The following is a 26,539-nucleotide window of genomic DNA, read 5'->3' as shown; positions in this document are numbered from 1 at the left end:
GCACGCCTTCGCTTCTTGTGTAACTAAAATACCTTGAATGGGCGGCTGAACGCAATCGGCTTTTCTATATATAAAAAAAGAGCCTCTGCCCAGAGACTCTTCCCTTCACTGCCTTATTCAAACAGCTTGCCCAGCGCGCTAAGCATCTCGCCGGTCCCATGTTCACGGATTTCCGGCGTGTCATGCCCGTCGAAAAATGCTCCCTGCTCGGTGAACACCAGCTTCGTGCCGCCGTCTACCGCGAACAATTCTATGGTTGTCGTGGAGACGGACATCCGCGTTCCGTTCATATCAAGCGTATAGGTATACACGATACGCTCATCCTGGATAATTTCTTGATAGACCGCATCAAACGTAAAGACCGGCCCTTCCGGCGGTCCGCCGCTGCTGTATTCGCGTCCGCCTACCCGGAATTCGAATTGATCCGGCTTCGAGAACCACTTGCCTTTTACCTCCGGGTCCGCCCAGGCTTCAAATACCCGCTCGGCCCCAGCCTTATAAGTACGTTCAACAACAAAAGTCGCATGTTTAACAAATCTTTCGTTCATGAGTTATCCTCCTCAAATGAATTGTGCAACCACGTAAGCATAAACCTACCGAATTGCGAAGCAGTTACGGCTCCTCTTCACCACGTTCAAGCATCTCGCCAAGCCTGTCCAAATGCTGTTCCCAGCTGGCGCGCCGCTCTAATACGGGCTTTTCGAATTCCATCTTCATCGCCTGCAGAAGACTCGTGAAATCATCCACCGTCAAGCCTCTCTTGCCGACAAGCAGCTTGGAGGCATGCTCCAGCTGTTCAAGCAGCTTCTGCTGCCTTACGATCTGCTCCTTGATCCGCTGCTTCTGCAGCGTTACCATCTCGAGCGGGCTGATCTGCTTGGCGGATAACGTCTCCTTAATCTCCTCCAGCGACAAGCCCAGCTCCTTCAGCGTCAGAATCTGATGCAGCCGCGACAGATCGGATTCATCGTACAGCCGGTGCCCCGAATCGGTTTGCCCGGACGGCGAGAATAGGCCAATCTGATCGTAAAATCGCAAGGTCCTGACCGTCAGCCCCGTTAATTTGGCGAGGTCTCCTACTTTCCAAAGATTGTTCATGCTCAGCCCTTTCGTTCGCGCTAGCTTTATACCGGTAGCTCCATTGTAAAACATAACGTTACGTAAGGTGCAAGCCCCAAGCCGATTTTACGTTCGAAATATATTTGGTACGGATAAAGAGGAAGTAAACCAGCTGGATGAGGACGAAGGAACCAAGCACCGTCAGCGATGGCCGCATGAGGTTGTACATGAACATATTCTGCAGCGCCGCTAGCGCAATGGCCCCATGAATGACCGCCACTACAATCGGAGCAAAGAACAGAATCATCAGCTGCTTCGTCAGAATGGACGACAATTCCCGGTCCGTAAGCCCGATTTTGTGAATCGCCTGGAACTTCCGTTTATCCTCGCCGAGGTCCATATACAGACGGAAGTACAAGAAGCTGCCCGCCCCGACAAAAAACACGATGCCGATAAAGAATCCGACAAACAATACGACGCCAAAAATCTGGTCCTGCTTATACAGCTCATAGTCTACGCTCATGAACCGGTTTTTCGAGGAGCTAAGCTTACTGTCAAGCTCCTGCCCGACCTTCTTTAGCGCTGCATGCGAAGCGGATACGTCAAAGGCATATTTGTAGGTGATATTGGCGTATTGCTTGATCTGATTAAAATGCTCATCCGTCACCACATAATAGTCCTCACCCGCCTGAATGGCCGGCGTGTCAATCGTCTGAACAGGCTTCAGCGTCAATGCCGGCTCCTTCAAGGTGACGGGCGTCAGCTCCGGCTGCCGCGCAGCCATCATGGCGCTCGCGTAATGGACAATTGCCGCTTCATCGCCCTCGAGATCCGCCTTATTCCCTTTCGCCGCACCAACCAGTTTGTTGAAGGCGGATTCCGCGATGACGGGAACCTGCTTGCCGCCTGAAGTTTCAACCGATTTCACCGTCAGCTCATGGGCGCGATAGGACAATCCCGCTTCCTTCAAGGCTTGTTCAATCATCCGGGCATCCTCCTTGTACGGCTCATCATAAGCGATGTAATTGAGCGGGAACGGATTCTCGTCGCGAATCACATCCGTGTACATGAATTTGAAGCCAAATAATGAGCCGATGGCCGAGAAGGCAACGGTCGACAGAATCGCAACCATAAAGAACGTTCTGGCGTTATCCTTCATCCGGTAGGCGAGGTCCGAGAAGAGGACGATATTGGTTTTCCGCCAGAAGATCGAGCGGCTTTGGCGGCTTTTATGAACGGCGTAGACGCTCAGCTGCGTAAACAGGAAGTACGTACCAATAATAACGGCAACCGTCACCGGTATCATCGCATAAAAGACGGCCATGCCTTTGGCCAGCAGGGCAGCCGTATAGCCGCCCAAGATAAGCAGCAGCGCAAACCAGGACAGCACGGTGGACGCTTTGGGCTCCGGCTTCGGCTTATTTGAACCCTTCAGCAGATCAATCAGCGAATTGTTGCGAAGGACGGTAACCGTAAATAAGGAAATAAGAATGAACAGCACCATAAACGCGGCTCCGGTCAAGAGAATCGCTTTGGCCGGAAAATAAAACGGCAGCGCCGCATCGAGGCTAAGCAGCTTGTGAGCCGACATCAGCAGGATTTGGGCAAAGCCTAATCCAATTGCGATACCCGCGATTGTAGCACCAAACCCGATCACGATATTTTCCATAAAAACAAGGCGCCGAAGCTGCATGCTCGTCATCCCGTGCATGACCAGAATGCCAAACTCCTTCTTGCGCGTCTTCAGGAACGAGCCCATCGAATACAGCACGAAGAAGAATGAGAACACATAAATAACCGACTCGGCAAAATGCATCGCCACCGATACCGTCGCATGAATCTGGCCGTCTGCAAGACCCGGGTGAAAAGCGAACATCGAATACACGAAGAATACCATCACCGAAAAAGCACTGCTTAAAAAGTACCCCGCGTAAATCCTTCGATTCCGTATGACATTATTGAAAGCAAACCGCCGCAAGCTCATAATTAAGCCCTCCCTGTTGATTTGTCTTCATCGTAACAGAGGAGGGAAATTCGCATCTATCGATTAACCTTACGCTTTCTTACATTATTGAAAGGTTCACCTCTTCTTCCGGTATGCGCCCGGCGACATGCCATACCGCTCGCGGAATAACCGGTGGAAATAAGCGTAGCTGCCAAGCCCGGTCTCAGCCGCAATCTGCTCAAGCGACAAAGCGCTGTGGTTCAGCAGATTAATCGCGCGGCTCAGCCGCAGCTGCTGCGCATACCCGATGATGGATACGCCAAATGCGCTTTGAACAGATGCACCGCGCGCGAGACGCTAAGGCCCGTATGCTGCGCCACCTGCTGAAGCGTAAGAGCCTCCGTCACATGCTCCTCAATATACTGCCTCATGCGCAGGGCATGGTAAGCAAGCGGTGACTGATTCTCCGGCACCTCTTCAATCGCGCGGTCGATCAGCAGAAGCAGCGACCAGACGAGAGACGTCATGATATCGGGGCTGCCCCCGTCGAGCCTTCTTTTCTCCAGCACGATCTGATGCCAGAACGCCTTCATTCTCTTGTCCGATGCGATCCTTGCAAGAGCGGGCCGCTTCTTCCTCGCCCACCATTCCTGCAAGCCGGGACCATCGCCAATAATGTAATAATCGAGAGACAGACTTGAATCCTCGTCAAATCCAATGCGCAGATCGTACAGATCGCCCGGCTTGAACAGCAGCAGATCGCCAGGGCGAATATCCCGCACGCTTCCGTCCACCAAAGCCTGGCATACGCCTTCCACCTGGAGGCGAATAATATAGTTGTCTAATCCGTTGCCATAATAATCATGGAAGGGCTCCTCATGCTTCGAATACTCGCTCCAATGAACATCTATCGCCTTCATAACCTAATTGCGCATCCTTTCCGGCTCTTTCCCTATATTCAACCAGATCGTTGATGTTTTGACCATATTGTTTTCTATTTCTATGCCCCGTAGTAAAATCCGCAAAAACCGGATCGTCAAAAAAAGGTCGGTTTTTGTCGTATTACACCCTAACTATTTAATTAGAAATCCCTCGGATTACGAGCAATATTCATCTATACATCCTCAATATGATAAACTCCGCCAACACTTGAAGCTCCACGATTCTTGCATATATGCCCCCCGCTTGTTGTGGCATCCGTATGGCTAAACACGTCAGTGTACCGATGCATCTATCCACTGGAATCCCTGGGTCGTGCCCTCGTAGAAATAGTAAATTCCTGGTTGATTATGTCGATAATGGGTGAAAAGTGCCTGAGATGGCCGTAAAAACGAAAAAGAGGGTGAGGGAGCAATTGCCGTATAGCAGTCCATACATCTAACCCAGGGCATCCATCTGATGAACCTGGTTATGTATTCACTTTAAGTGCGTTTACATTACAGTGTAATTTTACTATAATCTACTTGCCTGAATTGAAATTATACTTAAATGAAAATAACCGACTAACAGAAAGGCAGACGTGATTATGAAGAAGAAGCCAAATGTAATTGTTTTCTTCACGGACCAGCAGCGCTGGGATACCGCGGGAGTTCACGGAAATCCGCTTGGTCTTACGCCTAACTTCGATCGCTTGGCGATGGAAGGGACGCATGTAAACAACTCCTTCACTTGCCAGCCGGTATGCGGTCCCGCAAGGTCATCGCTGCAAACCGGGAAATACGCGACGGCCACGGGCTGTCACGTGAACGGAATCCCTCTGCCCGATGATGCCAAGACGCTGGCGCATTATTTTAACGAGGCAGGTTACCAAACCGGGTATATCGGCAAATGGCATTTGGCCAGCGGAATCGGCGCCGTGCCCGAGAACATGAGAGGCGGCTATCAATACTGGCTGGCCGCGAATTGCATTGAGCTTACTTCGGATGCTTACGATACGGTCGTGTACAATAATGACAATGAAGCCGTAAAGCTGCCTGGATACCGCGTAGACGCGTTGACCGACGCGGCCATCCGCTATATGGATCAGAAGAAGGACGATCCATTCTTCCTGTTCCTGTCCTATTTGGAGCCGCATCATCAAAATTCGTGGGACAATTACCCTGCTCCTAAGGGTTATGATGCTCGTTATGGAGGCGGACAATATGTACCGTCCGATCTGGCCGCACTCGGAGGCACCACTCACGCCCATCTTGCCGGTTACTACGGAATGGTCAAACGGCTGGATGAAGCATTAGGACGAATACACGATGCCTTGATCAGCCTGGATCTGGACGAGGACACCATTATCATGTTTACGTCCGATCACGGCTGCCACTTCAAAACCAGAAACTCGGAATATAAACGCTCCTGCCACGAGAGCTCCATCCGCGTTCCAACCGCTTTCTCCGGCGGACGCTTCAAATCCGGCGGTCGCATTCAGGAGCTGGTGTCGCTCGTTGACCTGCCTCCAACCTTGCTCGATGCCGCGGGTATCCCAGTGCCGGAGGAGATGCAAGGACGCTCCATTCTTCCACTGCTGCGGGGAGAGAAGGAAGAGTGGCCGCAGGAGGTATTCGTCCAGATCAGCGAATCGCAAGTCGGCCGGGCCATCCGGACGAAGCGCTGGAAGTACAGCGTAACTTCTCCAGCCTCGAATGAGGCTAATGCCGAACGGTATGTTGAGGACTTTTTATACGATTTGCAAGCCGATCCTTATGAATTAAACAACCTGGTCACCTCTAAATCCCATGCCGGCATTCGGGAGGAGCTGCGGGAAACGTTGATCCGCCGAATGCAGGAAGCAGGAGAAGAAGCGCCCGTGATCTTGCCTGCAGCACAATAATTAGAAAAAAAGAAGGGGCGTCCGCCGGGACGCCCCTTCTCCTTCTTGCTTATTGAGCTTATTGTGCTGCTGCGGTAGCTGCCGGCGCATCCGGAGGCGCGGCCCCGTCTGGTGCTGCTCCATCCGGCGGCGTTTGACCGCCCTTGAACCGGTCTCCGCCTCCGCCGCCCATGCCGCGGCCGCCTCCACCGCCCATACCGCGACCGCCGCCGCCAAATCCGCTTTGGGCTTCCGTTACGCCAGACTCGTTCACCCAAGTGATAAGCGATTCCGCGGTGAAGGATACCACTTTTGTACCGCCGCTGTATTCCCCGTCTTCATAAAGCCCGTTTGTTGCCGTTCCGGTTGATGTACCACCGGAATAGAGCGTGTAGGAAGAGTCTTTCGCGATATCCGGCGTGCTGATATAGACCGCTTGATAAGCCCTGGAAGGAGCGAAGGTCATGATCGATTTACCCGAATCGTCTTCCAGATGCACCAGTGTTCCGGCCTGCCGGGACTGCGGGAACATCATCAGAATTCCTGCCTGCGTCGAGCTGTCCGATGCGGCCTATACCATGCCGGAGCTTCCCGCTGGGACAAGCGTGCCGCCTGTCATATTGAAGGTACCGTCGTAATCCAGCGCGCCGTTGCCGTTCATCGTTGGTCCGTTAACCATGACATTGCCGCCAGTCATGGCAATCGAACCATTCGCATCAAGACCGTCACCTTCTGCGTCCACATAAAGATTGCCGCCGCTGATGGTAAGCAGGCCTTCCGAGGCACCGCTTGCCGGTTGTCCGCCTCCGCCCGGAGCAGCACCGTCTACGCCGGAGCCGTCAGCGAACGATGCGGCATTGATCCTGCAGTAAATCCAATGTAGCTCTGGATACCGGACACAACGCCTCATTATGCTGCACGAAATCCAATGTAATACGCCGAGGCTTGCCTACGAACAGCAAATCTCGTTCATTTCGGAAGCTCCGCCCATTTGTTCGCCTGTTCCGGAGCCGAGTATGCGGCCATGCGGTCCAGCAGAACGGATGGATTCTCTTCGAAGAGCATCAGTCCCAGATTCGTGTCCCTCATGAAGCCTGCCGAAACGGCTTGCGTCAGCATCTCTGCAATCGGCTGATAGAAGCCCTTCACGTTCAGGATGCCAACCGGCTTCTTGTGTATGCCAAGCTGCGCCCAGCTCGCAACCTCAAATAACTCCTCGAAGGTGCCCAGTCCGCCAGGCAGTGCGATATAGCCGTCCGACAGCTCCGACATCAGAGCCTTCCGCTCATGCATATTTCCGACTTCAATGAACTCCGTCAGACCTTTATGCGCCATCTCGCCAATGAACAGACCACGCGGCATAACTCCGGTAACCCGGCCGCCGTTAGCCAGCACCGCATCGGCAACAAGCCCCATTAATCCAATTCGGGAGCCGCCATATACTAATTCGATCCCTTGAGCTGCCATCAGCTGTCCAAGCTGGGTTGCCGCTTGTCCGTACTCCGGACTTACTCCGGCATTGGAGCCTGCAAATACGCAAATTTTATTCATCATAATCCCCCTGCTATTCTTTGCTGTATCGCTTGCTCAGCTTGTCTTTATGCGCGTTCAGAACTTCCTCTATGGAAAGATCGTATATCCCCGCGAGGATATAGACGTTGGCCAATATGTCCCCAAGCTCCTCGATCAATTCCTGCTTCAGCACTTCGGCCGGCTGGGCAGCCTCATCCGGGCGATCCCGCCCAATCTCAATCGTTCTGACCACCCTGGCCGTCTCGCCGACTTCCTCCGTAAGAAAGGCCATTCGTTCAAACGGACCGTATCCGGACCAGCCGCGCTCTTTGTAAAAGTCTTGAATCCACTGTTGAAATTCCTTTTCCCTCATGTCGCCTATTCTCCCCTGCTCCCGTTGTTCACCTCATTATAAACAAAAACAGGACTCCCCTTAAAGTAAGGGTGTCCTGTTATTTCCACTCCTTATGGAGTGGTTTTGCACTTCGAAATATTGGCGTCGGCATCACCCATCACGTACAGGTAAGTGCTGAGCGCATGATAGCACGGAATAGAGTGCTTAATCGGGAACAGCACCGAGTTGATCTCGAGGCCCGGCTCCAGATGACGGTAACCGGCGATTTCAACGGGCACCTGCGGCACAATATCCGGATGATTAAATACGCGGGTATTCGGAATGTTCATCCGCTGGAACGCTTCAACAAAGCTCTTGTCTCCAACCCGGGGCGAAGCGAAGGTTACCAGCTCAACATCGACATTCTTGCTTCCGGCGAGGAAAGCATGCAGCGTCGCAAGCGAGCTGCCCAGGCTATGACCGGTGACCAAAAGCTTCGCGCCTTGCGGCAGCGTATCGATCGAATCCATCAGCGATTGGGCAGGAACGCTGGTATCCGCGTATTCCACCATCATGCTTCGGTACAGATTCGTAAATCCGCTCTCCGTCTTGCCGCCATTCGGAACCTCATGGAAGGTCTCCAGCACGAACTCGAAATCCGACAGCCAGTCCAGAGGGCTCTCCGTTCCGCGAATCGCCACAACCTGCTGCAGCGGATTGTCGATGGATCTGGCAATAAAGCCCCCGAACTCCCGCTCCTTCATTTTCTCCAGGCGAGGCGTCATCGTCAGATTCGCCACAAGTTCCCAGCCTGTCGGGAAGTCTGCCGGCTTCACCGGCGACAGATGATCCTGCGCATACATCTCATAAGCTACCTTAACAAAATGTCCCCAGTCTATCAGCTTCTCCATACTTATCGTATTACTCATCCGTATAACTCCCCCTGCACATGCCAAAATGGTCATTCCTACCTTTATTTCGACAAATAAAGGAAAATTCTTTAGCGGCGCGCACAGCCGGTTAACAACAACAAAGGGGCCGTCCTTCCGGACAGCCCCTTTCTATTAAGCAATGAGCACCCTACTCCGGCTTTGCCCGGAATCTCGCCTTTGGTCCACCATTTCGCTTTGTACGTATGTCCTTCATAAATGACTTGATCGCCGCCGTTGTAAGCCTTCGCGCTGCTCCAGGCTTGCACGGCCGAAGCCGATACCGGCTTCCATACATCGGAGTTGTCCGGCTGATCGCCTTGTGTCCACCAGCCTGCTTTATACTCTATGCCGTTATACGTCACGATATCGCCAGCCACGTAAATTTTGGCGCTGTCCCATGTGCCTGTTCCCGTTGGCGGCGTAACTACGGCTGCCTTGGTCGGTTACCGTAAGGGCAACGCTTGCCGATGAGCGGTTGCCTGCAGCATCAAGGGCAATAACCGTATACGCATAAGCCCCGCTGCCCATGCCAAGGCTCCCTCTTGCCGACCGGCAGAGGGAGCTTATTCTATTCCTATTTCGCTCAGCTATAACGGCCAATCAGCCCGGTTAATCGGTCCCGGACCGCTTCCCTGAGCTCCTCCGGCCCCTTAAGCGCCGCTTCATGTCCCAGTCCGATCAGAAAATCCGTGTAAAAGGACAGGTCGCCCCGGGATACCTCCGCATCAAGAATGCCGCTCCCGTCCTCCTGCACCCGAAGCATCGGGGCCAGCCATAGCTCTGCCTCGCAGCGCTGCACCCCTACCCGGGTCAGCTCTACTTGAAGCCGGATGGGATCTTCCGGCCGAACAACCTCCTTGCGGCTTAGGCGGATCTCGCCAAGGTCGCGCTTTTCCATGCCTGACATATCCTCCGATGCCGAGCGAATCCGGTCGCAGCGGAAGACGCGAAAGCCCTCGCGGAGGAAGCAATACGCCGTGCAGTACCAATGCCCGTTATGCGCATAGATGCATACCGGCTGGATTTTGCGGCAGCCCGCTTCGCTGTCCTTCGTCTCATATTCAATATCCAATATCCTCTGATGCACCGCTCGCTGCGTCAAGCAGCACCGACAGACAAGGAGCATCTCCCCGTCTTGTTGGCGTTATGAAGTCAACACGGTGCTTCATGCTGTCGATGCGGTCCCGCACGTCGCTTGGCATATGAAGGTAAAACTTATTCAATGCCGAAGCCGATTCCGCTTCGAACGGCAGCGAGGTGTAGTGACGCAGAGCATGTACCGCGAAGAACATCGCCACCGCTTCCTCTTCCGTGAAGGCAATTGGCGGCAGCACCCGCTCCCGCAGCACCTGATAACCCCCATGCGGTCCAACCTCTGAATATAGAGGCACTCCAAGCTCGCTCAGCTCCTGCAGATCCCTCAGAATCGTCCGCTTCGAGACGCCAAATTCATCCGCCAGCTCCTGTACTTTGAACCGCCGCTTGCGGTTGACGGTCATCATCAGCTCCATTAACCGTTTGGATTTGGGCATCCCGCTTCCCTCCTAATTTTATATCCATGACAGAATGTGTCACTATTATCCGCTACGATGAGGGTAAGAAGCAACACCAATTCAAAGGAGTGACTACCCGTGTCCAAATATTCCATCCTGTTCTTTCTAGTCATGTTCATGATCGGAACCGATACGTTCCTGATCTCTCCCCTGCTCCCGACCTTGCAGGCGGAATACGGGGTATCCACCGGCAATGCCGGCTGGATGATTGGCGCCTATACGTTAGGCTCGGCCCTGTTCGCATTAATCTCCGGTCCTCTGTCGGATGGCTGGAACCGCAGAACCGTTATGATCTGCGGACTGATCGGATTCTCGGTCTCAACCGCTTTATGCGGCTTCGCGGACAGCTTCTGGATGATGCTGCTGTTCCGCTTCCTCGCCGGAGTTAGCGCAGCCTTCACCGCTCCCCAGGTATGGGCTTCCATTCCTGCCGTCATGCCGCCGCAGCGGATTGCGAAAACGATGGGCATCGCCTTTGGCGGACTTGCTGCCGCTCAAGCGCTTGGCGTGCCGATCGGCAGCTGGCTTGCAGCGGCCGATTGGCCCGTCCCGTTCTGGAGCATTGGAGCAGCGGCTCTGCTCCTTGCCGTTGGAGCTTTCCTGCTGCTTCCCGACATGAAGCCAAGCAGGCAGACTCCCGCATCGATTATCAGCCGATACACGCCCTTAATAAAGAGCGGGAAAGCAAGAAGCGGCTATCTCGCTTACCTGCTGCTTCATCTGGGAAGCGGTACGGCAATTGCGTTTATGGGCAAATGGCTGGCTGACCATTTCGAGCTGTCGATTGGCGGCATCGGCAACGTGATGATGGCTCTTGGCTTTGGCACGCTGCTCGGGAGCGTAATCAGCTCTGCCGTGGTCCGCAAGCTTGGCAATACCAAGACCGTGACAGCGGGAATGCTGCTGCTTGTTTTGCTCTATATGATTGGCCCCCACATCGCCCGGCTTCCCGCTGCGGCAACGGTATACTTCATGATCTTCGCCGTTCTTGGCGTAATCTTCCCTCTTGTCATGGGACTGCTTACCGCCCTGAACGCCTCCATCCGGGGAACGATCTCCAGTCTCGCGAACTCGACCATGAACGGCGCCAATACGCTTGGAGCATGGCTTGCCGGACTGCTGTACGTACACCTTAACGGCTACGTATCGATTGGCATTTTCTCGGCCGTCTGTATCGCGCTCTCGCTTGGAACGTTCCGGCTGGGCGGACTGCTTGGAAGCAAGGAGGCGCAGGCCAGACAGACATCCGAGTCGGCATAAAAGCTGACAAAAAGGAGAGTCAACCCCTTGGTTGACTCCCCTATTTATTAATCCGTTAATGGAGTAATCCCGTACAAAGAATAGCTTCCATCCTCTTGTTTGGCATAATGCACGGTGTATTTATGATGGACTTGAATCGTTTTCCAGCGCTTCTCATCAACCGTGATCGTGACTACGCTTTTCATCTTCTTCCGGTCGGGATACGCAGCCATGATCCAGTACTGCCCATCCGCTTCGCCTTTATCCGCTATCGTAACATTGGAGACGATGGCTTCTCCATTATTCTTGGCAGGAGTTCCGTCGTTTAAGGAGCAGGCGTCAAGCAGCAAGCAAATAGAAAGGAACAAGGCCATTTTCAATAAATAGATCCTCACTATCCCACCTCCTATTTACCATATCCTTTCAAAGCCCTCCATATGTGCGATTCATAGGAGCTTTATCGTTTTTTTAGAAAGTTTTTAGAGTCCATAAACATCCCCCCGCTATACTGGAGGCATCCATTATGAAGGAGCGTTTCTATGAAAAAAAGCTGGTGGGTCATGTTATTCTTATCCGTTGCCATAATGCTGCCGTTTGTGATTCCCTATCTTACGCTCAATCCGGCGAGCAGCCGCATTGCTATTTCCTCTCTTACAATGCAGTATCCTGCTATAGTCGGCCATATCGCACTGGCGTTCATCGCTTTAATCGCGGGGTTCTTCCAGTTCCACAAGGCCATACGCAAGAACAAACCCTCCTTGCATGCCCGGCTGGGAAAAGCGTACGTTTACTCCGTGTTCGCGAGCGGCGGACTTGCCCTTGTCGTCACCTGTTACGAACCCGATTACGGCCGGGCTCTGTCTTTTCTTTTCCTTGATCTGCTATGGCTGATCACAACGGCTATGGGATACCGCTCAGCGGTAAACAAGAATTGGCAGGCGCATAAACAATGGATGATCCGCAGCTTTGCCATGACTTTAACAGCGGTCAGCGCAAGAGCGATGGTCCCTCTGCTCTTCCTCGTTTACCTGCTGCTGCACCGCTTCACCCTGCCGGAGGGCCGCACGGGAATGATCGAAGAGGTATTGGACAATAACATTTGGGCGGCTCTGCTCGTGAACTTCATTATCGTGGAGTGGATCATGCGGCGGCGGGGGCATGAGTAAGTTTCGTTATAACTGAAATCTTCCAACCGCTGGAATAAAAGGTATGCCATACTAGGAATATCTAAATGACGGTGGTGGTCCATATGAGCTTTATTATCCGCAAGTTGAAGCAGCCCGAGGACTTTCAGGCTGTAGCGCCTCTCGTAAATCTGGTTTGGTCCGAGCCAACGACAGCCGAACGGCTGCAGGAGGACGAGGACAAGATCCCGCCGGGACAGCTTCATTATAATGATGAAGGCGAGCTTATGGGCTGGGATCGTCCTAAATGGGTGGCCGAAGAAGAGGACGGGCAAGTCATTGCTTACGCCATAGTCTGGCGGGCGCCTTGGACCGAACCGGGGACGCTTATTTATACGTTAATTGTCCATCCGGAATTCCGCGGGAAAGGCGTGGGCACGGCCTTGTACGCCACCCTCCATGCATGGGCCCTTGAAGTAAAAGCATCGCGTCTGATTAACTTCAACATGAAGGAGACGGACGAGAGATCGCTTGCTTTTGCCGAAAAGCATGGCTACATCCGGGAACGGCTGTCCTTCGAATCCGTGCTTGATCTGCGCGAGTACACCGCTTCCGAGCAGCTGCTCGGATCCATTCCCCATGCCGAGTCTGCCGGAATACGGTTCGTTACGCTGGCGGAGGAGCCGGGCGAGGAGAACGAGCGAAAGCTGCATGAGCTGTACAAGATCACGCATCTCGATATTCCCGGCTATTCGGGTGACTTCCCCTGGTTCGAAGAGTGGAAGAAATGGAATCTTGGCCTGCCCGGCGTACGCCCGGAATGGATTCATATCGCCAAGGAGGGCGACCGCTACATCGGCGTCGTAACCCTGCAGCATAACGAGCAGACCGGGGCGATGTACCATGAGTACACCGGGGTATTGCCGGAATACCGCGGGCGCCGCATTGCGCTTGCCTTGAAGCTGCTTGGCCTTAAGTCCGCCAAGGCAGCCGGAGCGCCTTATCTGCGGACGCACAACGATTCCGCCAATATTCCGATGCTTCGCGTGAACCGGGATCTGATGGGCTTCCGCGCAGAGCCGGGAAGCTACAGAATAGTCCGCGCGCTGTGACCAAGCCCTAGCATAACGAAAGGCCATCCTTAAGCAGGATGGCCTTTCGTTTATATCCGATTTTTGAATATCTGCGCCTTCTCTTCGAGCTCGGAGGCCGACTGTCCGATCCGGGTGAACTCTTCGACCGCTTTCCTTGCGCGCTGCTGGCTTTCCGAGACCATCGTCTGCGAACGGTGCATGCCCGTCCGTGCTTAATTCAACATGGCCAGTGACTTCTCCATAGCCGCCAGAACGGAGTGTACACCCAATACTTGAGATCTGGATTGTTGATTATGAGATGCCGACAGCATCGGATCACCCTCTAAAATGTATAATTTTTATTTTCGTTACTGTTCTATTTGCGTTCGCTACAGCAGATGCATCTTCGCTTCCGCCTCATCCCATGGAACCGTATAGCCGGCTCCTTTCGCGCAGAAGATCGATGATGACGTATACAGCGGATCGGCATCCTTCCGGTAACCCTTCCGCTCGATAACCTCCTGCTCGTTATGGCAGCGGCCGTACCCCGCAAAGACGAGTTGAATACTGCCTCTGCCATGCGTGAATGCCGCAAGCTCCGTGCTGTAATCCATAAAGGTAGCAACCGGCACCCTGCCCGTAACCACCGCATGCGATGCCGTTGTTTGCGGCGGGTCGAACTGACCGGACGCGCGCTGCAGATCCGATAATACCTTGCCCAAATGATCCAGCTCCACCTTGATTTTATACTCGTAGAACGGCTCGAGCAGCACATTGTCCGCTTTCTCCAGCCCCTGCCTTAACGCACGAAACGTCGCTTCCCGGAAGTCGCCGCCATGGGTATGTTCATTATGGCCGGCACCTGTGAGCAGCGTGATCCGTACATCCGTCAGCGGGCTGCCCGTCAGCAATCCGTGATGCTCGCGCTCAAACAGATGCGTCTCGATCAAATTCCGATTGCCTATACTTAGATCATGCACGTGGGCGGCATTGTTGAACGTGATGCCGCTCCCCCGCGCTCCGGGCTCGAGCAGCAGATGCACCTCGGCATAATGCCGGAGCGGCTCGAAATGTCCGTAACCCTTCACGGGACTCGCGATCGTTTCTTTGTACAAGATCTCCGGGCTTCCGAAGACCACCTCGAATCCGAACCTGTCCTTCACAAGCTGCTGCAGCACCTCGAGCTGGATAATTCCCATCACATGAATATGGATTTCCTGCAGGCTTTCCTCCCAGATGACATTAAGCGAAGGATCCTCCGCATTTAGTATGCGGAATGCCTTCAGCACATCCTTCACGGGTAGCGCTTCGGGGAAAATCACCTTGGACGTCAGCGCCGGCACCAGATCGTACGACAGCTTGTCCGAATATACGCCTACGCCCTGCCCCGCCTCGGCGCCGGACAATCCGACAACCGCGAACAAATCGCCGGCTGTCACCTGCTCTACCGCCTGCATCTTGCTGCCGTTCACAAGAAGCAGCCTTGTCGCCTTCTCGCATACCTGCTCCTCCCCGCTCCCGTAACGAAGCTCCTCCCGGACCTTGAGCGTACCGCTTGTTGCTTTGATGTACGTCAGCCTTGTGCCGTTGCTGTCATGACGGATTTTATAGACGCGTCCTCCAAAGGCCGCATGCTCGTTATAGTCAACGGTCGTCAGCAGCTGAAGCTGCTCCAAAAACTCCCGAACACCGGCATCCTGCAAGGCCGAGCCGCTTACGCAAGGGAATAACCGGCAGCCCCTCACCATCTCCTGCAGCGCTTGCAGCCAGAAGGCCTGATCGCCCTCACCAGAGAGGAAGGCATCAAGAAGCTGCTCGTCCCGCTCCGCGAGACTCTCAATTAACGGCTCGCCAATAGCGCCGCCCGCAAAGCTATCTGTAATCAGGCAGGCATCAGGCGTCAGATGAAGCTGGATTTCCTGCAGCACGCGGTCTATATCCGCCCCGGTGCGGTCTATCTTGTTTATGAAAAAGAACGTCGGAACCCGGTGCTTCGACAGCAGCTGCCAGACCGTTTCGGTATGCCCCTGCACGCCTTCCACCGCACTTACAACCAATACGGCGTAGTCCATCACCTGGACGGCCCGCTCCATCTCGGGCGAGAAGTCGACGTGTCCAGGCGTATCAATTAAATAATAGGTAGAATCTTTATAAGTCATAACCGCCTGATCCGCGAATACCGTAATGCCTCTCGCCCGTTCGATATCGTGGCTGTCGAGGTAAGCATCCTTGTGATCTACCCGGCCCCGCTCCCGGATGCTGTTCGTATGATAGAGCAGCTGCTCCGCCAGCGTGGTCTTGCCCGCATCCACATGCGCGAACATGCCAATCGTTACCTGCTTCATGCGAATCCCCTTGGTTTGATTTTGCCATTATCATATCATACCGGACGTTTGGATTGACCCGGCTCCTCTAAATTCTTCATGAATAGGGAGATGACAAACGATACCGCCAGCAAAATAAGGGGCACTACGCAGATCAGCACTCGAAAGACCGTCTCCGGCTGGGGACCCGGATTATCGCCGCTCTGGTAACCGTAGATCAGGCCAACAATCCAGAAGGCTACCGCGGCAATCAGGCCGCTCGATCTTGTAATAAATCCGGCAACCGCCGTGTAGATTCCCTCTCTCCGTCTGCCCGTCCGTTCGGCATCCAGGTCAATGATCCGGCTGCTAAGCATAGCGGGTGTAACAAGAAATCCGGCCATCCCGAAGCCTACCAGTATGCCTGCGAGAATGCCGCTTCCGAGGCTGCCAGCGAACCAGAGCGGAATGACCGACAAGCCGTAAACGGCGAGCGCCAGCCGCCAGCTGCGCAGGCCGCCAAGCTTGCGGGAGATGAGATACCATACAATAACAAGCGGAATGATGGAGACAAAGACGGCGCCCATCAGAATGGACACCTCCCCCTCCGAGATATTCAGGACGTATTTCGCATAGAACGGAAGCAGCGCCGCAAGAAGGCCGTTTACCGTTTGGGCGAAGGAGCCCGCTATGTTAAAGATCCAGAACGGCTTATTGGTCAACGTCTCGCGGAATGCCGCAATAAGCGGGAGCGGCGCTTCCTGATGCGTACTGTCCTTCTCCCGGACGGATAGGGCAAACCAGGTCATAAACACGCCAAATACGATCGCGTAGGTCACCGACATCCATCCAAAGCCAATGCTCTCATACAGAATGGGAGTAAGCGCCGTTCCGATCAGAATCGCCGCAATCTGAAACCCTTGCTGAACAGCCGATGCTTTCGCGCGAAGCCGGTCTCCGACGAACAGCTCGGGAAAGAGCGCCCCGTAGTTCACCCACAGCAGCGTTGCGAGCCCCTCGAACAGAATCAGCGAAGTGAGCAGCCAGACAAACAGCTCCGTATTGCCAAGTCCGCCCGGAACGGAGAACACCATAATGAAGGCGAGCATAAAGGCCGGCGTGGAGAAAAAGATCCACGGCCTGCGCCTGCCGTAACGCGTGCGGGTCCTGTCGGACAAATAGCCGGCCATCGGATTATTGACCGCGTCCCAGATCAGGTAGATGGTGCGCGCAATGGTGGCAAGCCCTAGGCTGAGGCCCAGCTTTTCTACATAGTAATAGTTGAAAAACGAGGCAAACGCCTGGCTTGGCACCATCATCGCAAACATGCCAAGCGCGTAGGCAGTTGGAGAATTGAGAAATTTTCTGCTCATCGCTTATTCCCCCTTCATAGGCGAAGCGAAGCTTCCTTACGTCATATGCGGCGTGTCCCGCAGATATGCAGATAGGAAGAACCTATCAGCCGTGAAGAACGGCAAAGCGTTTGTCGTAGACAGCAAACAGGGCTGCTCCCGAAGCTAATCGCTTCACGGAGGCAGCCCTGTTTTTATAGAATCGGCTTAAAAGATGCTGTCTGCTACATAGTACACCTTCTGCGTGTCTTTCTTATTGTCCGGGTCTGTCACGATGGTGAAATACACGTTGCCGTTTTTCGTTTGCACGCCCTCGATCTCATGGGTTCCCACATTCGTAATGTTCACAAGGGTTTTATAAGCGCCCGTGTTAGACATCGAAGCGACTTTTGGCGTCTCGCCTTCCGCTCCGCCCGACGTATAGATCTCCGTATTCGAGAGCATATCGAAGCCTTGGAAGGATCCGTTTGGCCGAACAATATCGCCGCCCGATTGGGTAAAGCTGGTCACGCAGGCGCTTATCGCTGCCGCGCTGTCCATCCGCACCTGCTCATTGCTATCCAGCAGCTTATTCAAGGCCGCCGTGTCATAAATGGACCATGTCACGGTGCCTTCGACCGTTTGCACGCGGAAAATCGTATAGTCGCTGTTGCCGCCGGCATCCACGCGGTAAGTCTCGCCTAATCTCGCACCGGTCTTATCGGCGTAGTTCAGATAGGTGAACCGGTGAAGATCCGTATAATCATAGGTCGCGCCTGCCGAATATTGGAGTCTTGCCACTTGCAGCGACCAATTGTAGTCGGTTGACGGATCCGCTTTCGAACTGAAATAGAAATAATCAATGTCGTTGTACGTGTACATATCCAGCGTCTGGCCATGACCCGCATTGGTAATCGTCATTTCGTCCACATAGGTGGCGTTGCTTCCGCTCATGAGCAATCTGGACAGATAGACGGTTCCCCCGGAACGCTGGGTGACGTACAGATACTTGGATGCGATATAAGCCTTCTGAACGGCCAGGTTGTGGTTAAGTCCTTTGAGATTGTAAGCGAGCGTAGCCGAAGCGTTGACGGTCTTCCCTGGACTTGCTGCAAATACGGGCAATACGGCTGTGCCAAACAGAAGCATGGCGAGCATGACAGAAGCGATAACTCTTAAAGACCCGGTTCTAACATGTACGGCGTGAAGCGGCAACATTCCTATCCCTCCATCATCTTGTGCGTTCTATCTATCACCCAAGATTATCAAGGAGAAGGATGCGGTTTAGAATAGTCTGGTTGTACCAATAAATGTTAAATAATTATTGCGTCTTTAAAACTTGCTTTCCGGCACATAGTAGACCTTCTGCGTATCTTTCTTGTTTTTCGGGTTGGTCACGATCGTGAAGTATACCTTGCCGTTCTTCGTCTGTACGCCTTCGATCTCATGATTTCCGACATTCGTAATTTTGACCAGCGATTTGTAAGAGCCTGTGTTCGACATCAAGGCGATGCGCGGCGTTTGCCCTTCCGCTCCGCCCGACGTATAGATTTTTGTGCTCGAGAGCATATCCATGCCCTGGAAAGAGCCGTTTGGTCTAACGATGCGGCTGCCCGTTTGGGTGAAGCTGGCCACGCATGCCTTTTTGGCTGCCGCGCTGTCCATCCGCACTTGTTCGCTGCCGTCCAAAAGCTTGTTTAAGGCCGCCGTGTTGTAGATGGACCACGTAACAGTGCCCTGGGCGGTTTGTACGCGGAAAAGGGTATAGCCGCTGTTGCCGCCGCCGTCCACGCGATAGGTATCGCCCAATCTCTTGCCGGTCTTATTCGCATAGTTCATGTAGGTGAACCGGCGAAGATCCGCATAATCATACTTCTTGCCCGCCGAGTATTTCAGCCGGGCCACCTGAAGCGACCAGTCATACGACGTGGACGGGTCCGCTTTTGAACTGAAATAGAAATAATCGATATCCTTGTAGGTGTACATATCCAGCGTCTGGCCATGACCGGAATGGGTCACCGTCATTTCGTCCACGTAGGTGGCGGTGCTTCCCTTCATGAGCAGTCTCGACAGATAGACGGTTCCTCCCGAGCGCTGGGTGACGTACAGATACTTGGATGCGATATAGGCCTTCTGAACAGCCAGATTATGCTTAAGCCCTTTAAGACTATAAGCGAAGGTAGCCGAAGCGTTGACGGACTTCCCCGGGGATGCCGCAAACGCCGGCAGGACGGCCGAGCCGAACAAAAGCATGGCAAGAACGGCGGAAGCAAAAATCTTTAGCGGCCTGTTTTTAAGGCTCACCGCGTAATTCCGAAGCATTCAAATCCCTCCTTGATATGGAATACCCCTGATTATCAAGGAGAGGGAAGGCGTTTTGAATAGTCGGGATGACCTAAAATTTGGTTAAAAAATGTTAATCTAATTCCTGTTTCAACATTAGAATATGGCCATTTTGTCGCCCGCCAGGTGCAGCAGCTTCGTAACGGCGGGCGCTGTTTCCGCGGCCAGCCGGCCCTTATGGAACACGTAACGCGGGGCGGATCGGGTCCGGATCAGCTCGGCGGGGTCTGCGGCGTCAAACAGCAGGAACGAGGCCGGATCTCCGACCTTTGGCTTTCCTTGTTCAAAGCCGTAGCCGTTTATCTGCATGGCTTTCGCTCCGCCATGCGTAATCATGCCCCATATATCGTGCAGATCCTGACGGCCGCACATATGGGCAAGATGAGCCGCCATATGCGCGGCATCCAGCGGATTTCCCGTTCCAAGCGGATAAAAGGGAGTACGGATATCGTCATGCGCCAAAGCGACGTTAACGCCCGCCCGGTGGAAATCCTGAATCCGCGTAATGCCCCGCCCCTTCGGAGAAGCATCGTAACGTCCCTGCATAACGCTGTTAATCAGCGGACAAGCCACAATGGAGAGGCCGGATTGCTTCACCAGTCCAAGCAGCTTTTGAAAATACGGTTCATTGTAATAAGCCGCGGCATTGGCATGGGCGGCCGTTACCTTGGAGCCCAGACCGGTCGCAAGCGCAAGCGCGGCGCATACTTCAAGGTACCGTGAGGCTTCATCGTCGGTCTCGTCGCAAAAGACATGAATAAAGGCGCCGTATCGCTCCGCAAGAGCAAACGCTTTGCGCAGGCTTAATACTCCGTCCTCGCGGGTCCGCTCCAGATGGGGCACCGCCGATACTCCGTCAGCACCAAGCCGCAGCGCCTCCTCCAGTCTCGCTTCGTTATCCGGGCAAGCCACAAGGCCGTCCTGCGGAAAAGCGATTACCTGCATATGCATGCGTTCGCGGTATTTGTCCTTCAGCTCCAGCACCGCGCGCAGCGCAGTAAGCTTCGGGTCTCCGATGTCCACCATCGCGCGCAGATGAAGCACGCCATAGCCGATGAACATCTCTAGCGTTCGCTCCGCCCTTGCCAGAACGTCCTCGCGCGTCAGCTGTTTTTTGCGGGAGGCCCATACCGATATGCCTTCCGCGAGCGTTCCGCTCTCGTTCCAGATCGGATCGCCCGCCGTTAATGTCGTGTCCAAATGCACGTGAGGCTCGACAAAAGGGGGCAGAAGCAGTCTGCCCTGCGCCTGAAAGGTTGTTAAGGCGGCAGCTCCGGCCAACTTGCCGATCGCCGTTATCTTTCCGCCTTTTATGCCCAAATCCGTTAATCCGCTGCCTGGCAGCCTAACCTCGGTAACAAGCAAATCAAATGGTATCGTCATCATATCCCCGCCATTCATTTTATGCCTTTGGTTGCTTCGGCAAATCTCGCCACCCTCGCTCCAAGTCTGCCGGCCATCCGAAGCTCGCGCTCATCCGGCGTTCTTCCGCTGTCCGGACCTGCCAATGTAGACGGCCCGTAAGGGGAACCGCCAATGGCGTCCGCGGTCAAATATTCCGGGTTTTGCGAATACGGCAAGCCGACATACACCATTCCGAAATGAAGCAGCGGTATGATCGACGTCAGGATGGTCGCTTCATGACCCGTATGAATGGACCCGGCGCTTGTCATCACGCCGGTCGGCTTCCCTTCCAGCTCCCCGCTTGCGCATAGGCTGCCCGACAGGTCAAGGAAGGACTTAACCTGCGCCGGCATCGAGCCGTAATAGGTCGGAAATCCCCATACGATCCCGTCCGCCCAGCGGAGATCATCGGCCGTTGCTTCCGGCATGTTCTGCTGCTCAGCCTGCGCGGCTTCATATTTCTCCCACCGCGCTCCAACCCGGAAGGTTCCTGACAGCTGGCTGTCCTCCGCGCTCCGCCTGCGGCTTGGATGATCCAGCATCGCGGTGATGTTATCGGAATGGCGAAACTCCGGAATGCGTACAAGCCTAGCGGTATGCCCTTCTTGCTCCGCTCCTTGCGCGGCGGCCTCTGCCATCTTGTGAATATGTCCGTATGCGCTGAAGTAAATAACGAGCACATTGGCCATTGCCATCTCTCCTCAAGCGTATTGCCGCCTTGATAGAAACCGGAGCCGCGCATGCCCGCATGCGGCGGCTCCGTCATCTGTTCTCGTTATTTGCCCGGCAAATACTCGTTCGTAAATACATCTTCAATCGGCTCGGCCTCTTTCAGAAGCCCCATATCCACCAGCTGCGCCTGCAGGCCGGACCAGATATCCTTGCTCATGTAACCGACGCCGTTGGTTTCCGCATCTCCGCCGTAGACGAGCGGCTCCTGCGCCCTCGCGCCATACGCCATCGCTTCCAGCTTGAGATCCGGGTTTTTCTCCTGCATCACTTTATTAATCTCTTCGGAATGATCTTTATAGTAGTCCCAGCCTTTAACGGATGCTTCCACATAGGCTTTTACCGTATCCGGATGCTTCTTCAGGAAGTCTTCGGTTGTATAAAGCACGTTGCCGTATTGCTTGTAGCCAAGGTCATAGTTCAGGAAGTAATCGACGTCAACGCCCTCCTGCTGCATGGAGAAAGGCTCGGAGGTAATGTAGATCTGCGTGGCGGCCTTCGGATCCGCTACAAAGTTAGCCAGCGAGCCGGTATATTTCATCTCCGTCACTTTATCGAGACTATAGGCTTTCTTTAAGTACTCCCAGAACACCACGCCGCTGCCGACAAAAATTTTGTTGCCGTTCAGCTCCGTAATGTCCTTGTATTGCCCCTTGTGGAACATGATGCCCTGCGGATTCTTCTGGAAGGTCGCCGCAATCGCCACCAGCGGAATGCCGTTCTGGCGCGCCAGCAGGATTTCGTCGGCCTGCCCCATGCCAAACTCCGCTTTGCCGCCGGCTACGATCTGGGTGGAAGAGATGCCCGGACCACCCGATTGAATCGTCATGTCGAGACCCGCATCCTTGTAGAAGCCTTTGTCCAGCGCGGCATATTGCCCGCCATGCTCAGGCTCCGCGAACCAGTTGGTTACCTGGCTGACCTTGGTCAGCTCCTTCGAGTCTCCGGATGATTTGCTGTCGCCGCAAGCGGACAGCGTAAGCGCCGCGGCAAGAATTACCGTCATTCCACCTAATGTTTTCTTTGATCCCAGCATGCTTCTCTTCCCCCTTAAAAAAATGGTCACACAATTGGTCTAATCAAGGCCGACTGTGATCATTTTCACTTCATAAGCATGTGCTTAACGAATTTTCACCCAAACAGGCGGATGGCTGTTCGCGATGATTCTTACATCGAAAGCATAAGATTTTTCTCTTCTCCTCTATATGCGCATCCCTATTGAAGCGGACAAACATCAACCTTTAAGTCATCTTTGAGCTATGCGGGCGAGCCCGAGAGACTAGGCTCCAGCCCGAAACGGCTAAGCTTGGAGGCAAACGTCCACTTCGACTTGTTATAGACCCATCTGGAGGAAGGCAGCTCCTGGAACAGCTCCTCCTCCAAGCGTGCATCCAGAACAACAAAGCTGGCCGGATTCCCCGCCGCAATTCCGTATTGCTTGACGCCCGTGATCGTCGCCGGATTGGAGGTCAGCATGCGCAGCACCGTTACGATATCCTCTTCCTTCGCCAGGTGGGCTGCATAAGCGGTCATCAGTCCAATCTGCAGCAGATCCCCTCTGCCAAACGGATGAAACGGATCCTGGATATTGTCCGAGGCCGCGGCAATCGGCACTCCTCCCTCCGTCAGCTCGCGGACGCGGGTGACGCCGCGCCGCACATTGCCCCGGTCGCCGCGCCCCTGCAAATAGAGATTAACCGCCGGCAGGGTAACCGCCGCTACGCCCGCATCCGCCATTTTCGCAATTAAGCGCTCCGCTTCGCCATGCTCCATGGCCGACAAGGAGCAGAGATGGCCCGCCGTTGCCCGGCCGCCGTATCCGCCCGCCTTCACATAATCGCAGTAAATATCGATCGTCTTGGTGTCCGGATTATCCGATTCATCCGAATGAAGGTCAATCGGTTTGTCGAATCTCTGCGCCAGCCTGAACGCCCAACCGATATTCGTCTCCGGATTGGGCGACAGATGCGGCGCGCCTCCTACCCCGTCGATGCCCATGAGAAGCGTCTCGAAAGCGAATTCCGTGAGCTCGCGTTCATAAGCGGGATCGTAGAAGAACATCGGGAAATATTGAATATCAACCATTCCGCCAACCATCTCCCGCGCTTCAAGCGCCGCCTCGATTGTCCGCATCGCGATATCGCGGCCGAGATGAACCGGGACATCGAGATGGCTTCGCAGGACAGCCGACCCGAAGGAGGCTGAGCTCAGCGCCGCCTTCACGATACGGTCCCGGATGATTTCTTTAGTAAAGGCCGGCGACACGGCGCGGTAATTCTCGATCGCTTCAAGCAGCGTTCCGGACTTGTTGCGTACAAAGGGCAGCGAATAAGCTTTGTCGAGATGCATATGGGCGTCTACAAAACCCGGCAGCATAACCTTCCCTTCCAGGTTCAGCAATACCGTTGTCTTCAGCTCGTCGAAGGATAGAGCCTGGATGGGGAGATGCTCCGAGGAGAAGATAACCCCCTCCTGGCGGTCGACGGCCGTCCAGCGTCCTCCCCGTGCTTTTACCGTGAAGAGATCACTGCATTGTTCAAGCGGAAGCTTGACGTTAATCATTTCGAGCATTTCGGTCTGCAAGCTCATCCCTCCTAAAACACCATTGGTTATGGCGGTATTTGTTAGCCCTCGGAAGATTTCATCTCGGATTCATGCCAGGAGCTGAGCAGCCACTTGGAGAAGGCATTAACGAGCAGGAAGAAGGCAATGCCAAGCAACGAGGCGGATAAGCCGCAAGCAAACAGATAGGCGGTTTGCAGGCGGGAAGATGCCACGGTAATGGCATAACCAAGTCCGCCATTGCCTCCGCCGATGCCCGCGATATACTCGCCAACGATGGCGCCGATTACGGCGAGCGTACAAGAAATTTTGAGGCCTGCCACGATATAAGGCAGCGCGGCCGGAATACGGAGCCGGAGCATGGTCTGCAATGGAGAAGCGTTGTAAAGATAGAAGAGGTTCTTCATGTTGTGGTCGGTCGAGTTCAGGCCGATTAGGGTGTTGGACAGCATCGGGAAAAATCCGATGAGGAAAGCGATAATGATGATGGCGTTCATGCCCGCGCCAAACCAGATCACAATAATGGGCGCAATGGCGACAATCGGAATGGTCTGCATAATGATGGCATAAGGGTAAATGCTTCGTTCAATGAGCTTGGAGCTGGCAAGCAGGACGGCAAAGCCGACGCCCAGAATAATGCTGAGCAGGAATCCAAGCACAGCCTCCGTGATCGTGGTGTAGACCGATACCCACAGATTCGAAGCATTCTCCGATGCGGCCATCACGATATCCGAAGGCTTAGGCAGCAAATAAGGCTTCAGGCCGGATATCCGGCAGAACAGCTCCCAGCCGCCGATGAACAGAATGAAGGCGACGGACGGCGGACCAAATCTTTTCCAACCTTTTCTCAGCAATGAATGGCTTAGCTTTGCGGCTTTGTTCTCCCCTGCCGACGTCCCAAACGATAAATCCGGGCTAGTCATAGTCTCCTCTCGCATCGCTTATCCCTCCTGATTCGAAATGCTCTCAACCGGCGTCTGCAGCTTGCCTGGATTCAGAAGTCCCCGGGGATCATTGGCACGCTTGGCCTTCACCATTGCATCCCATTCTCCCCGTCCTCCCATCTCCAGTATCCAGGTGTGAGGATCATTAATCCGGACGCCAATGGACCGGAAGTAGGCAATAATCTCGTACAGACGTTCATGCGTGGTGTAACGGACAACGGGCAGGGCAGCGGGAACAACAACGCCCGCGCTGCGGATAAATTCGAGATGCATCAGCACCTCTTCGCCAAACTGCTCTTTAATAAGCGCAATCTGATCCAGGTATCGGTCTTTGTCAAAGCCAGCCTGCAAGTAGGTCAGCGTCGGGTCGGTCTTAAGCGCCCATAACGTCGTATGGTTCCATGTAAAATCGGACAAACCGATCACCTTGCGGTACTGCTCCGGCGGGATCGTATAGCCGATACGGCCGCCGAGCTCGCCGGCATGCGCCGCAAGCCGTTCTTCGCTGCCATGCGCGGTCTCCAGCAGACAGGCGCTGCAGCCGGCTTCGAGCTTCGAGGCGATTGGCTTGAAGAAGGTCGGAATCGGCCATTCAACGGGCGCAACAAGCCGCTTGCGGATAGCCTCGTCAAGCGCTACCGCATGGGAGAACCGTGCTGCGGATTCGAAATCATCGAACTGGACAACGGTTTGCGTCCATTCTACTTTTGCCGCAATCGGTATGACCACTTCCACGAGCACGCCGGTCGTTCCGTAATTATGAATGTAAGCAATCAGGTCGTCGCCTTTGACAGTCAGCCTGCGCGGCGTTTCCTCCACCGTTAGAATGACCGCCTCCAGCACGTTGCCGTCCCACAGGTTACCCCAGGTGATGGAACCAATTCCGCCCGAGCCGCCGCTCACGAAGCCGCCAACCGTTGCTTTTACGTAGGTGCTCGGATAAATCCGCAGCTCCTTCCCTTCGGAACGGAGGAGCTTCTCCAATCCGCCAAGCCGTACTCCAGCCTGCACGCGCGCATACGTATCGGTTACTTCTATTACCTTGTCGAGCTTGCTCAGATCAAGAACAATGCCGCCTTCGAGCGGAACGGCCTGACCGTAGTTGCCGGTACCGGCGCCACGCGTTGTTACCGGAACCCGGTGCTTCCATGCGTAAGCGAGCACCTGCGCCGCTTCCTCCACGGAGTGGGGAACGGCAATCGCTTCTGCCCGTTTATCCTGAAGCAGCGGGACCAACACCGGAGAATACCAGTAGTAGTCCTTGGATAATTTCTCTACCTGTCCGGGGTCTGACAACAGCTTCTCTTCCCCGACTGCTGCCTGCATCTCAACCATCCAATCCTTCATCATTG

28 protein-coding genes and 1 pseudogene are annotated in these 26,539 nt (G+C 54.3%); 4 read left to right on the top strand and 25 right to left on the bottom strand.

Features of this window, described 5'->3' with window-relative positions; all coding sequences use genetic code 11:
- Positions 1-113 precede the first annotated feature (113 nt).
- From M3194_RS10625 to M3194_RS10605, 5 genes are all read right to left on the bottom strand, one after another.
- Positions 114-548, bottom strand: a complete 435-nt coding sequence (locus M3194_RS10625; protein WP_251653406.1) for an SRPBCC family protein — start codon at positions 546-548, stop codon at positions 114-116.
- Between the two features lie 64 nt (positions 549-612).
- Positions 613-1,098, bottom strand: a complete 486-nt coding sequence (locus M3194_RS10620) for a MerR family transcriptional regulator (protein WP_251653405.1) — start codon at positions 1,096-1,098, stop codon at positions 613-615.
- A gap of 58 nt (positions 1,099-1,156) precedes the next feature.
- Positions 1,157-2,956 carry an FtsX-like permease family protein gene (locus M3194_RS10615; protein WP_251654205.1) on the bottom strand — a complete coding sequence of 600 codons (1,800 nt, stop codon included), beginning with the start codon at positions 2,954-2,956 and terminating at the stop codon, positions 1,157-1,159.
- Positions 2,957-3,139: 183 nt separating this feature from the next.
- Positions 3,140-3,289 (bottom strand): AraC family transcriptional regulator, encoded by a 150-nt coding sequence (locus tag M3194_RS10610; protein WP_251654203.1) that lies wholly within the window; start codon positions 3,287-3,289, stop codon positions 3,140-3,142.
- Entirely contained in the window at positions 3,286-3,924 is a 639-nt protein-coding gene (locus M3194_RS10605; RefSeq protein ID WP_251653404.1) for an AraC family ligand binding domain-containing protein, read from the bottom strand. Before M3194_RS10605 ends, M3194_RS10610 begins: the two co-directional genes overlap by 4 nt.
- 605 nt (positions 3,925-4,529) lie before the next feature.
- Between M3194_RS10605 and M3194_RS10600 the strand changes: the two genes are divergently transcribed.
- On the top strand, positions 4,530-5,825 hold the full coding sequence (locus M3194_RS10600; RefSeq protein WP_251653403.1) for a sulfatase-like hydrolase/transferase: 1,296 nt from the start codon (positions 4,530-4,532) through the stop codon (positions 5,823-5,825).
- Positions 5,826-5,883: 58 nt separating this feature from the next.
- On the opposite strand, the gene M3194_RS10595 is transcribed toward M3194_RS10600, so the two are convergent.
- From M3194_RS10595 to M3194_RS10555, 8 genes and pseudogenes are all read right to left on the bottom strand, one after another.
- Entirely contained in the window at positions 5,884-6,339 is a 456-nt protein-coding gene (locus tag M3194_RS10595) for a hypothetical protein (RefSeq protein WP_251653402.1), read from the bottom strand.
- A 36-nt stretch (positions 6,340-6,375) separates the two neighbouring features.
- On the bottom strand, positions 6,376-6,714 hold the full coding sequence (locus M3194_RS10590) for a carbohydrate-binding domain-containing protein (RefSeq protein WP_251653401.1): 339 nt from the start codon (positions 6,712-6,714) through the stop codon (positions 6,376-6,378).
- 59 nt (positions 6,715-6,773) lie between these two features.
- The gene (locus tag M3194_RS10585; protein WP_251654201.1) at positions 6,774-7,355 is read right to left on the bottom strand and encodes an LOG family protein; all 582 of its coding nucleotides are present in this window, start codon (positions 7,353-7,355) and stop codon (positions 6,774-6,776) included.
- A 13-nt stretch (positions 7,356-7,368) separates the two neighbouring features.
- Positions 7,369-7,689 (bottom strand): MazG-like family protein, encoded by a 321-nt coding sequence (locus M3194_RS10580; protein WP_251653400.1) that lies wholly within the window; start codon positions 7,687-7,689, stop codon positions 7,369-7,371.
- A 92-nt stretch (positions 7,690-7,781) separates the two neighbouring features.
- On the bottom strand, positions 7,782-8,579 hold the full coding sequence (locus M3194_RS10575; protein WP_251653399.1) for a lipase family protein: 798 nt from the start codon (positions 8,577-8,579) through the stop codon (positions 7,782-7,784).
- A 71-nt stretch (positions 8,580-8,650) separates the two neighbouring features.
- Positions 8,651-8,944, bottom strand: a complete 294-nt coding sequence (locus tag M3194_RS31250) for a carbohydrate-binding protein (protein WP_311290376.1) — start codon at positions 8,942-8,944, stop codon at positions 8,651-8,653.
- Positions 8,934-9,110 carry an Ig domain-containing protein gene (locus tag M3194_RS10560; RefSeq protein ID WP_251653398.1) on the bottom strand — a complete coding sequence of 59 codons (177 nt, stop codon included), beginning with the start codon at positions 9,108-9,110 and terminating at the stop codon, positions 8,934-8,936. Before M3194_RS10560 ends, M3194_RS31250 begins: the two co-directional genes overlap by 11 nt.
- A gap of 55 nt (positions 9,111-9,165) precedes the next feature.
- Positions 9,166-10,114: pseudogene (locus tag M3194_RS10555) on the bottom strand (helix-turn-helix transcriptional regulator).
- A gap of 99 nt (positions 10,115-10,213) precedes the next feature.
- On the opposite strand from M3194_RS10555, the gene M3194_RS10550 reads away from it, so the two are divergent.
- Positions 10,214-11,395 carry an MFS transporter gene (locus M3194_RS10550; RefSeq protein ID WP_251653397.1) on the top strand — a complete coding sequence of 394 codons (1,182 nt, stop codon included), beginning with the start codon at positions 10,214-10,216 and terminating at the stop codon, positions 11,393-11,395.
- Between the two features lie 47 nt (positions 11,396-11,442).
- On the opposite strand, the gene M3194_RS10545 is transcribed toward M3194_RS10550, so the two are convergent.
- Positions 11,443-11,769, bottom strand: a complete 327-nt coding sequence (locus M3194_RS10545; protein ID WP_251653396.1) for a hypothetical protein — start codon at positions 11,767-11,769, stop codon at positions 11,443-11,445.
- 144 nt (positions 11,770-11,913) lie between these two features.
- On the opposite strand from M3194_RS10545, the gene M3194_RS10540 reads away from it, so the two are divergent.
- Entirely contained in the window at positions 11,914-12,540 is a 627-nt protein-coding gene (locus tag M3194_RS10540) for a DUF2306 domain-containing protein (protein ID WP_251653395.1), read from the top strand.
- 65 nt (positions 12,541-12,605) lie between these two features.
- The gene (locus M3194_RS10535; protein ID WP_251653394.1) at positions 12,606-13,610 is read left to right on the top strand and encodes a GNAT family N-acetyltransferase; all 1,005 of its coding nucleotides are present in this window, start codon (positions 12,606-12,608) and stop codon (positions 13,608-13,610) included.
- A gap of 50 nt (positions 13,611-13,660) precedes the next feature.
- Here the strand turns inward: M3194_RS10535 and M3194_RS31245 are convergent, their stop codons facing one another.
- The 11 genes from M3194_RS31245 to M3194_RS10485 all read right to left on the bottom strand — a co-directional run bounded on the left by M3194_RS31245 (position 13,661) and on the right by M3194_RS10485 (position 26,537).
- Entirely contained in the window at positions 13,661-13,792 is a 132-nt protein-coding gene (locus tag M3194_RS31245; protein ID WP_285889209.1) for a hypothetical protein, read from the bottom strand.
- Positions 13,793-13,960: 168 nt separating this feature from the next.
- A complete protein-coding gene (locus M3194_RS10530; protein WP_251653393.1) occupies positions 13,961-15,916 on the bottom strand; it encodes a GTP-binding protein in 1,956 nt (651 codons plus the stop codon).
- 35 nt (positions 15,917-15,951) lie between these two features.
- Entirely contained in the window at positions 15,952-17,247 is a 1,296-nt protein-coding gene (locus M3194_RS10525) for an MFS transporter (protein WP_251653392.1), read from the bottom strand.
- 186 nt (positions 17,248-17,433) lie between these two features.
- On the bottom strand, positions 17,434-18,363 hold the full coding sequence (locus M3194_RS10520) for a phage baseplate protein (RefSeq protein WP_397334306.1): 930 nt from the start codon (positions 18,361-18,363) through the stop codon (positions 17,434-17,436).
- Between the two features lie 174 nt (positions 18,364-18,537).
- Complete coding sequence (locus tag M3194_RS10515; RefSeq protein WP_251653390.1) at positions 18,538-19,527, bottom strand: helveticin J family class III bacteriocin; 990 nt, start codon at positions 19,525-19,527, stop codon at positions 18,538-18,540.
- Between the two features lie 117 nt (positions 19,528-19,644).
- On the bottom strand, positions 19,645-20,934 hold the full coding sequence (locus M3194_RS10510; protein ID WP_251653389.1) for an amidohydrolase family protein: 1,290 nt from the start codon (positions 20,932-20,934) through the stop codon (positions 19,645-19,647).
- 11 nt (positions 20,935-20,945) lie between these two features.
- Positions 20,946-21,641, bottom strand: coding sequence for an NAD(P)H-dependent oxidoreductase (locus tag M3194_RS10505; protein ID WP_251653388.1), 696 nt, complete (start codon positions 21,639-21,641; stop codon positions 20,946-20,948).
- Between the two features lie 86 nt (positions 21,642-21,727).
- On the bottom strand, positions 21,728-22,717 hold the full coding sequence (locus M3194_RS10500; protein ID WP_251653387.1) for an ABC transporter substrate-binding protein: 990 nt from the start codon (positions 22,715-22,717) through the stop codon (positions 21,728-21,730).
- 221 nt (positions 22,718-22,938) lie between these two features.
- Complete coding sequence (locus M3194_RS10495) at positions 22,939-24,270, bottom strand: amidohydrolase family protein (protein ID WP_251653386.1); 1,332 nt, start codon at positions 24,268-24,270, stop codon at positions 22,939-22,941.
- 35 nt (positions 24,271-24,305) lie between these two features.
- Positions 24,306-25,181, bottom strand: coding sequence for an ABC transporter permease (locus M3194_RS10490; protein WP_251653385.1), 876 nt, complete (start codon positions 25,179-25,181; stop codon positions 24,306-24,308).
- A gap of 3 nt (positions 25,182-25,184) precedes the next feature.
- The gene (locus tag M3194_RS10485) at positions 25,185-26,537 is read right to left on the bottom strand and encodes an FAD-binding oxidoreductase (RefSeq protein WP_251653384.1); all 1,353 of its coding nucleotides are present in this window, start codon (positions 26,535-26,537) and stop codon (positions 25,185-25,187) included.
- Positions 26,538-26,539 lie beyond the last annotated feature (2 nt).

This window comes from Paenibacillus glycanilyticus, assembly GCF_023715145.1.
GTDB classification, from domain to species: Bacteria; Bacillota; Bacilli; order Paenibacillales; family Paenibacillaceae; genus Pristimantibacillus; species Pristimantibacillus glycanilyticus_A.
The sequence above is the reverse complement of the archived record's forward strand: the minus strand, read 5'-3'. Positions and strand labels throughout refer to the sequence as shown.

Coding starts and splice junctions, on each gene's coding strand:
- M3194_RS10625 (WP_251653406.1), bottom strand. CDS start 548: ATGAACGAAAGATTTGTTAAACATGCGACTTTTGTTGTTGAACGTACT.
- M3194_RS10620 (WP_251653405.1), bottom strand. CDS start 1,098: ATGAACAATCTTTGGAAAGTAGGAGACCTCGCCAAATTAACGGGGCTG.
- M3194_RS10615 (WP_251654205.1), bottom strand. CDS start 2,956: ATGGTATTCTTCGTGTATTCGATGTTCGCTTTTCACCCGGGTCTTGCA.
- M3194_RS10605 (WP_251653404.1), bottom strand. CDS start 3,924: ATGAAGGCGATAGATGTTCATTGGAGCGAGTATTCGAAGCATGAGGAG.
- M3194_RS10600 (WP_251653403.1), top strand. CDS start 4,530: ATGAAGAAGAAGCCAAATGTAATTGTTTTCTTCACGGACCAGCAGCGC.
- M3194_RS10595 (WP_251653402.1), bottom strand. CDS start 6,339: ATGATGTTCCCGCAGTCCCGGCAGGCCGGAACACTGGTGCATCTGGAA.
- M3194_RS10590 (WP_251653401.1), bottom strand. CDS start 6,714: ATGAGGCGTTGTGTCCGGTATCCAGAGCTACATTGGATTTACTGCAGG.
- M3194_RS10585 (WP_251654201.1), bottom strand. CDS start 7,355: ATGAATAAAATTTGCGTATTTGCAGGCTCCAATGCCGGAGTAAGTCCG.
- M3194_RS10580 (WP_251653400.1), bottom strand. CDS start 7,689: ATGAGGGAAAAGGAATTTCAACAGTGGATTCAAGACTTTTACAAAGAG.
- M3194_RS10575 (WP_251653399.1), bottom strand. CDS start 8,579: ATGAGTAATACGATAAGTATGGAGAAGCTGATAGACTGGGGACATTTT.
- M3194_RS10560 (WP_251653398.1), bottom strand. CDS start 9,110: ATGGGCAGCGGGGCTTATGCGTATACGGTTATTGCCCTTGATGCTGCA.
- M3194_RS10540 (WP_251653395.1), top strand. CDS start 11,914: ATGAAAAAAAGCTGGTGGGTCATGTTATTCTTATCCGTTGCCATAATG.
- M3194_RS10535 (WP_251653394.1), top strand. CDS start 12,606: ATGACGGTGGTGGTCCATATGAGCTTTATTATCCGCAAGTTGAAGCAG.
- M3194_RS31245 (WP_285889209.1), bottom strand. CDS start 13,792: ATGCACCGTTCGCAGACGATGGTCTCGGAAAGCCAGCAGCGCGCAAGG.
- M3194_RS10530 (WP_251653393.1), bottom strand. CDS start 15,916: ATGAAGCAGGTAACGATTGGCATGTTCGCGCATGTGGATGCGGGCAAG.
- M3194_RS10525 (WP_251653392.1), bottom strand. CDS start 17,247: ATGAGCAGAAAATTTCTCAATTCTCCAACTGCCTACGCGCTTGGCATG.
- M3194_RS10520 (WP_397334306.1), bottom strand. CDS start 18,363: ATGCTCGCCATGCTTCTGTTTGGCACAGCCGTATTGCCCGTATTTGCA.
- M3194_RS10515 (WP_251653390.1), bottom strand. CDS start 19,527: ATGCTTCGGAATTACGCGGTGAGCCTTAAAAACAGGCCGCTAAAGATT.
- M3194_RS10510 (WP_251653389.1), bottom strand. CDS start 20,934: ATGATGACGATACCATTTGATTTGCTTGTTACCGAGGTTAGGCTGCCA.
- M3194_RS10505 (WP_251653388.1), bottom strand. CDS start 21,641: ATGGCCAATGTGCTCGTTATTTACTTCAGCGCATACGGACATATTCAC.
- M3194_RS10500 (WP_251653387.1), bottom strand. CDS start 22,717: ATGCTGGGATCAAAGAAAACATTAGGTGGAATGACGGTAATTCTTGCC.
- M3194_RS10495 (WP_251653386.1), bottom strand. CDS start 24,270: ATGAGCTTGCAGACCGAAATGCTCGAAATGATTAACGTCAAGCTTCCG.
- M3194_RS10490 (WP_251653385.1), bottom strand. CDS start 25,181: ATGCGAGAGGAGACTATGACTAGCCCGGATTTATCGTTTGGGACGTCG.
- M3194_RS10485 (WP_251653384.1), bottom strand. CDS start 26,537: ATGATGAAGGATTGGATGGTTGAGATGCAGGCAGCAGTCGGGGAAGAG.